The following is a 5897-nucleotide window of genomic DNA, read 5'->3' as shown; positions in this document are numbered from 1 at the left end:
ACCGCTGGAACCCGAAGATGGACCGCTACATCTTCGGTTCGCGCTCGAACATCCACATCATCGACCTGTCGCAGACGATCCCGCTGCTGCACCAGGCCCTGGTGAAGGTCCGTGAAGTCGCCGCCGCCGGCGGCCGCGTGCTGTTCGTTGGCACCAAGCGCCAGGCCAGCGATCCGGTCGCCACGGCCGCCAAGCGCTGCGCCCAGTACTACGTGAACCACCGCTGGCTCGGCGGCACCCTGACCAACTGGCGCACCGTCTCGGGCTCGATCGCGCGTCTGCGCGAGCTGGAAGGCGTCCTGGCTGGCGAAGGTCAAGGCCGCTCCAAGAAAGAGCTGCTGCAGCTGACCCGCGAGCGCGACAAGCTGGAACTGTCGCTGGGCGGCATCAAGGACATGGGCGGCATCCCCGACATCATGTTCGTGATCGACACCAACAAGGAAGCGATCGCGATCCTGGAAGCCCGCAAGCTGAACATCCCGGTCGTCGCCATCCTCGACACCAACTGCGATCCGGACGGCATCACCTATCCGATCCCGGGTAACGACGACGCCGCCCGCGCCCTGCAGCTGTACTGCGACCTGATCGCCGACGCTGTCCTGGACGGCCTAGCCGCCGGTCAAGCCGCTGCTGGCGTGGACCTGGGCGCCTCGGTCGCTCCGGTCGAGCCGGCCCTGGCCCGCGAACTGGCTCCGGAAGCTCCGGCCGCCGAAGCGGCTGCGGAATCGGCCGAAGGCTGATTTCCCACGCGTTCTCGGCCGGGTGAGCACCTGGCCTGAGGACCGTCGCGACCCTGACACGGGACCGGGCTAATAAGCCCGGTCCCAATGCTTATAGATTTGGCGGGCCACAGGCCCGGTCGCTAACCGTTTGAATCTGGAGACACTCGATGGCTGAGATCACCGCCGCCCTCGTCAAGGAACTGCGCGAAAAGTCCGGCGTCGGCATGATGGACTGCAAGAAGGCGCTGGCTGAGAACAACGGCGACATCGAAGCCTCCATCGACTGGCTGCGCGCCAAGGGTCTCTCGAAGGCCGCCAAGAAGGCTGACCGCGCCGCCGCCGAAGGTCTGGTGGCCATCGCCACGGCCGAGCAGGGCGCGGGCGAAACCGCCACGGCCGTCGAAGTGAACGCCGAGACCGACTTCGTGTCGCGTAACGACCTGTTCCAGGGCGCCGCGCGCCAGATCGCCGGCGCCGCCATCGGCACCGACGGTTCGGTCGAAGCCATCACCGCGGCCACGCTGGCCGGCGGCGAGACCGTTCAAGACCACCTGACCAACCTGATCGCCACGATCGGCGAGAACATGATGGTCCGTCGCGCCGCCAAGTGGACGGTCGAGAACGGCGTCGTCGCCTCGTACATCCACAACGCCACCGCGCCGGACCTCGGCCGCATCGGCGTGCTGGTCGCCCTCGAGTCGACCGGCGACAAGGCCGCCCTGCGCGAGCTGGGCCGCAAGATCGCCATGCACGTCGCCGCGACCTCGCCGCTGTCGCTGTCGCCGGACGATCTGGACCCGGCCGCGATCGAGCGTGAAAAGGCCGTGTTCACCGAGCAGGCCCTGGAATCGGGCAAGCCGCCGGCCGTCGTCGAGAAGATGATCGAAGGCCGCATCCGCAAGTTCCTGGAAGAAGTCGTGCTGCTGAAGCAAGCCTTCGTCATGAACCCGGACCAGACCGTCGAGCAGCTGGTCGCCGAGACCGCCAAGACCCTGGGCGCGCCGATCACCGTGAAGGGCTTCACCCGTCTGGCCCTGGGCGAAGGCGTTGAAAAGAAGCAGGACGACTTCGCCGCCGAAGTCGCTTCCATGACCGGCCAAGGTTAAGGCCTTCCGTAGGACGCCGCTCGGCGCCCGGCAGACATTCAGGGCGCGGCGCGTCTAGACGCGCGCCGCGCCCTTTTTGCGCCCACCAGCCGCTGTCACAGCCCTGGTTGGCAAAACACCTCTCAGTTTTGTAGAACGCACGTAATGTGCGTGCCGACGACTCAGGAACAGCGGTCCATGTCCGATACCAGCGCGCCCCAGAAATATCGCCGTGTTCTGCTGAAGGTGTCGGGCGAGGTCCTGATGGGCGAGACGCCCTATGGCATCGACACCAACACCGTCCAGTCGGTGGCCGAGGACGTCGCGGAAATCGTCCGCTCGGGCGTCGAGCTTTGCCTGGTCATCGGCGGCGGCAACATCTTCCGCGGCATGGCCGGGGCGGCCAAGGGCATGGAACGCTCCAGCGCCGACTACATGGGCATGCTGGCCACCGTGATGAACGCCCTGGCGATGCAGGACGCGCTGGAACGCATCGGCGTTCAGACGCGCGTTCAGTCCGCCATTCCGATGGCCACGGTCTGCGAGCCCTACATCCGCCGCCGCGCCCAGCGTCACCTGGAAAAGGGCCGGGTCGTGATCTTCGCCGCCGGCACCGGCAATCCGTTCTTCACCACCGACACCGCCGCGGCCCTGCGGGCGGCCGAGATGCAGTGCGACGCCCTGTTCAAGGGCACCAGCGTCGATGGCGTCTACACCGCCGATCCCAAGAAGGATCCGACGGCCCAGCGCTATGACCGGTTGACCTATATGGACGTCCTGGCCAAGGACCTGCGCGTCATGGACGCCTCGGCCGTGGCGCTGATGCGCGACAGCAACATTCCGATCATCGTCTTTTCGATCAAGGGGCGCGGCAACCTGCTCAGCGTCCTGCGGGGCGAGGGCACCCACACCGTGGTCGCCCAAGACCGCACCGCCTAGAATTCAGTAAGAAGCGAGGAGAGCCCGTCATGGCCGCCGCCGAAAAACCTGTCCTGTCGCGCTATCGCGATCGCATGGACAAGGCCGTCGCCGCTCTGAAGGAAGAGTTTGGCAGCCTGCGCACGGGCCGGGCTTCGGCCAGCCTGCTGGACCAGGTGATGGTCGAGGCCTATGGCTCGACCACGCCGCTGAACGCCGTGGCTTCGGTCAGCGTGCCCGAGCCGCGCCAGATCAATGTCAGCGTCTGGGACCGCGGCGTCGTGGTTTCGGTCGAGAAGGCGATCCGCGCTTCGGGCCTGGGCCTGAACCCCGTCGTGGAAGGCCAGAACCTGCGCATTCCGATTCCGCCCCTGACCGAAGAGCGCCGCAAGGATCTTCAGAAGATCGCCGGCAAGTACGCCGAGCAGCAGAAGATCGCTGTCCGCAACGTGCGTCGTGACGCCAACGACGACCTCAAGAAGGCGGAAAAGGACGGCGCCGTCGCGGAGGACGAGCGCAAGAAGATGGAAACCGAGGTCCAGAAGATGACCGACGAAGCCATCAAGCGCATCGACGAGGCCTTGAAAATCAAAGAACAAGAGATCATGCAGGTCTGATCGCCCTTCCCGTCGCGTAGGGGAGAGGACGAGGGAAGGTTGAAGCGGATGTCGCCGACCACCGGCTTGCAGGATGTTTCGGCGCGCGCCCCGGGCGGCGCGTCCGACCAGCGACTGCATGTGGCCATTATCATGGATGGCAATGGCCGCTGGGCGAAGCAGCGGGGCATGCCGCGCGTCCTGGGCCACCGCGCCGGGGTCAATGCGCTCAAGCGCACGGTCGAGGGCGCCCAGGAGCAAAACGTCGGCGTGCTGACGGTGTTCGGATTCTCGACCGAGAACTGGCGTCGTCCGCCCCAGGAAGTCTCCGAGCTGATGGGCCTGCTCAAGGCCTATGTGGAATCCGATCTCGAGCGTCTGGCGAAGGCTGGGGTGCGGGTGCGCATCATCGGTCGTCGCGCCGGCCTGTCGCCGGACATCGCCGAGGTGATCGAGCGGGCTGAGCGGCGCACCGCCCAGAACAGTGATTTCGTGCTTCAGGTCGCCTTCAACTATGGCGGACAGGCCGACATCGCCGATGCTGCGCGCGCGTTCGCCGAAAAGGTCGCCCGGGGCGAAGCCAAGCCTTCGGACCTGACCGAGGAAACCTTTGGCCAGCTTCTCTCGACAGGCGCCGCCCCGCCGCCCGACCTGATCGTGCGGACGAGCGGCGAGCGTCGGATCTCGAACTTCCTGCTGTGGGACTGCGCCTACGCCGAGCTCGTCTTCCAGGACGTGCTCTGGCCCGACTATGGTCCCGAAGGCTTGGCGGCCGCGATCGCCGAGTACCGTCGCCGTGACCGACGCTATGGAGGGGTCGCGGCCGATGACGTCGCCGTCGCCGGCTAAGCGCTTCAACTGGGGCAATCTCCGAATGCGCGTGGTCTCGGCCACCGTGCTCGTGCCTACGGTCGTGGCCGCCGTGTGGCTGGGCGGCCCCTGGTTCCTGGCGCTGGCCCTGATCTGCGTGGCCCTGCTGGCCCGGGAGTGGGGCAAGATCAGCGCCCCGAAGGCGCCGCGCGCCGTCGGCGCCGTGGTCGCGGTCTTTTGCATGGTCGCGGTGATCGCCGCGTTCCTGCACCAGTTCTTCATCGCGTGGTCGGTTGTTCTGGTCGGCGCGTTCCTGGCTGGTCTGATCGCGCGGGGCGCCGTCGAACGACGCGCCGACGCCGCCTATGGTGTGGTCTATATCGCCCCCGCCGTGATCGCGCTGGTGTGGGTGCGGTCGCTGCCCGACGGCCTCTGGTGGACGCTCCTGCTGTTTGTCGTCACTTGGTTCGCGGACATCTTCGCTTATGTCGCCGGGAGCATCCTCAAGGGCCCCAAGCTGTGGCCGCAGATTTCGCCCAACAAGACCTGGTCGGGCTTTATCGGAGGGCTGGTGGCGGCGACGATCGGCGCGGTCCTGGTCGCGCACTTCGCCCAGCTGAAGCTCGTGTGGCCTGCGGCGGCGCTTGTCGGCTTCCTTGGCGGCCTGGCGACCATGGCCGGCGACCTGTGGGAATCGATGCTGAAGCGGCGTTTTGGCGTCAAGGATAGCGGCGACATCATTCCGGGCCATGGCGGTCTGCTGGACCGCGTCGACGGCCTGATGTTCGCGGCCATCGTCATCGCCGCCGTACGTCTCGTCGATCACTGGGGATGGGCGCATTGACCTCGCCACGCAAGGTGGTGGTTTTAGGCTCGACCGGATCGATCGGCCTTTCGACCTTGAGCCTCTTCGAAGAGTCCGGCGCGCCGGTGGAGATCCTGGCGCTGACGGCCGGACGCAATGTCGAGCGACTGCTGGAGCAGGCCCTGCGCTGGCGGCCCGTCGTCGCCGTAATCGAGGACGAAGCCAAGCTTCCCGCTTTGAGGGACGGACTTGCTGGCAGCGGCGTCAAGGCGGCCGCTGGCCCGGCCGCGATCATCGAGGCCGCCGCCATGGGCGCGGACTGGGTTATGTCGGCCATTGTGGGCGCGGCGGGCTTGGCGCCGACGGTCGCCGCCGCCCGCACCGGGGCTGTGATCGCCCTGGCGAACAAGGAAAGCCTCGTCTGCGCCGGTCCGGCGCTTCTGGCGATCGCCAAGGCCGCGGGCGGCTCCGTGATTCCCGTCGATTCCGAACACTCGGCCATCTTCCAGGTTCTGCAGCCCGACTGCGCCCACCGTGTGGCGAGGCTGATCCTCACCGCGTCGGGCGGGCCGTTCCGCGCCTGGGACAAGGCCGCCATGGCCCAAGCGACGCCGGAGCAGGCTATCGCTCACCCGAACTGGTCCATGGGCGCCAAGATTTCGGTCGATTCCGCGACGATGATGAACAAGGGGCTCGAGATGATCGAAGCCTCCTACCTGTTCGGAACCCCGGAAGACCGTGTCGACGTGGTGATCCACCCGCAGTCCGTGATTCACAGCCTGGTGGAATATGTCGACGGCTCGACGCTCGCCCAGCTGGGGGCGCCGGACATGCGCGCGCCGATCGCCTGCGCCTTCTCCTGGCCCGACCGCCTGCCGTGGCCGGCGCCGCGCCTGGATCTCGCCGCCTATGGCCAGCTGACGTTCGAGGCCCCGGACCTCGACCGTTTCCCCTCGATCGG

General features: G+C 67.1%; 7 protein-coding genes. All 7 read left to right on the top strand.

Annotation, left to right across the window (positions count from 1 at the left end; all coding sequences use genetic code 11):
* On the top strand, window positions 1–740 hold a 740-nt coding region (rpsB, locus tag DI526_RS22970; RefSeq protein WP_304283240.1), incomplete at its 5' end, for a 30S ribosomal protein S2.
* A 149-nt stretch (window positions 741–889) separates the two neighbouring features.
* Window positions 890–1828 (top strand): translation elongation factor Ts, encoded by a 939-nt coding sequence (gene tsf, locus DI526_RS22965; protein ID WP_304283237.1) that lies wholly within the window; start codon window positions 890–892, stop codon window positions 1826–1828.
* 177 nt (window positions 1829–2005) lie between these two features.
* Complete coding sequence (gene pyrH / locus DI526_RS22960; protein ID WP_304283234.1) at window positions 2006–2746, top strand: UMP kinase; 741 nt, start codon at window positions 2006–2008, stop codon at window positions 2744–2746.
* A 29-nt stretch (window positions 2747–2775) separates the two neighbouring features.
* Entirely contained in the window at window positions 2776–3342 is a 567-nt protein-coding gene (gene frr / locus DI526_RS22955) for a ribosome recycling factor (protein ID WP_304283229.1), read from the top strand.
* Window positions 3343–3390: 48 nt separating this feature from the next.
* Window positions 3391–4170: a polyprenyl diphosphate synthase gene (gene uppS / locus DI526_RS22950; RefSeq protein ID WP_304283226.1), complete on the top strand. Its 780-nt coding sequence runs from the start codon at window positions 3391–3393 to the stop codon at window positions 4168–4170.
* A complete protein-coding gene (locus tag DI526_RS22945) occupies window positions 4130–4975 on the top strand; it encodes a phosphatidate cytidylyltransferase (protein WP_304283244.1) in 846 nt (281 codons plus the stop codon). Before uppS ends, DI526_RS22945 begins: the two co-directional genes overlap by 41 nt.
* On the top strand, window positions 4963–5897 hold a 935-nt coding region (gene dxr / locus DI526_RS22940), incomplete at its 3' end, for a 1-deoxy-D-xylulose-5-phosphate reductoisomerase (RefSeq protein WP_304283224.1). The genes DI526_RS22945 and dxr, both read left to right, overlap by 13 nt.

This window comes from Caulobacter segnis, assembly GCF_003243465.1.
In the GTDB taxonomy this organism is placed as follows: domain Bacteria; phylum Pseudomonadota; class Alphaproteobacteria; order Caulobacterales; family Caulobacteraceae; genus Caulobacter; species Caulobacter segnis_A.
Note: the sequence above shows the minus strand (reverse complement) of the source record. Positions and strands in the feature narration are given on the sequence as shown.